The 250-nt window shown below is 43.2% G+C and carries 1 protein-coding gene and 1 pseudogene; both read left to right on the forward strand.

Annotation, left to right across the window (positions count from 1 at the left end):
• Positions 1–91: pseudogene (locus AB4486_RS27320) on the forward strand (MSHA biogenesis protein MshC); the annotation flags it as partial.
• Positions 88–250, forward strand: a 163-nt coding sequence (locus tag AB4486_RS27325; RefSeq protein ID WP_372119923.1) for a type II secretion system protein, incomplete at its 3' end; no start/stop codon positions are given. The pseudogene AB4486_RS27320 and the gene AB4486_RS27325, both read left to right, overlap by 4 nt.

The raw sequence follows: 250 nt of genomic DNA on the forward strand, positions 1-250 counted from the left end.
GAATATTACTATTAACTCTACTTCTTCAAATAATAGCGCCCAAGTTTGTATTAATTCTCAAGGTTACGTGCGTGAGGGAGCATGTTTATGATGCGCTCCCGTGGCTTCACTCTTATTGAAAGTATTGTGGTGATTATCGTACTGGGCGTTGCTATGGTCACGATTACTAGTTTTTTAGCTCCTCAAGTGGCGGGCTCCGCTGACCCTCAATATCAAAACCGCTCAGTAGCTTTAGGGCAGAGCTTAATGA

This window comes from Vibrio sp. 10N.222.55.C6 (genome assembly GCF_041473395.1).
Lineage (GTDB): Bacteria > Pseudomonadota > Gammaproteobacteria > Enterobacterales > Vibrionaceae > Vibrio > Vibrio crassostreae_C.